3 tRNA genes are annotated in these 242 nt (G+C 57.9%); all 3 read right to left on the bottom strand.

The features are described from left to right. Position 1 precedes the first annotated feature (1 nt). A tRNA-Ala gene (locus SB660_RS23185) sits at positions 2 to 74 on the bottom strand. Between the two features lie 7 nt (positions 75 to 81). Further along, positions 82 to 158, bottom strand: a tRNA-Pro gene (locus SB660_RS23190). Between the two features lie 7 nt (positions 159 to 165). Next, positions 166 to 242, bottom strand: a tRNA-Arg gene (locus SB660_RS23195).

The raw sequence follows: 242 nt of genomic DNA on the forward strand, positions 1-242 counted from the left end.
GTGGAGCCTAGCGGGATCGAACCGCTGACCTCCTGCGTGCAAGGCAGGCGCTCTCCCAGCTGAGCTAAGGCCCCATAAAGATGGTCGGGAAGACAGGATTCGAACCTGCGACCCCTTGGTCCCAAACCAAGTGCTCTACCAAGCTGAGCTACTTCCCGATCTTAATGGCGCGCCCGAGAGGAGTCGAACCCCTAACCTTTTGATCCGTAGTCAAACGCTCTATCCAATTGAGCTACGGGCGC

It is taken from the genome of Bacillus sp. SIMBA_005 (genome assembly GCF_046535585.1).
GTDB lineage: Bacteria > Bacillota > Bacilli > Bacillales > Bacillaceae > Bacillus > Bacillus pumilus.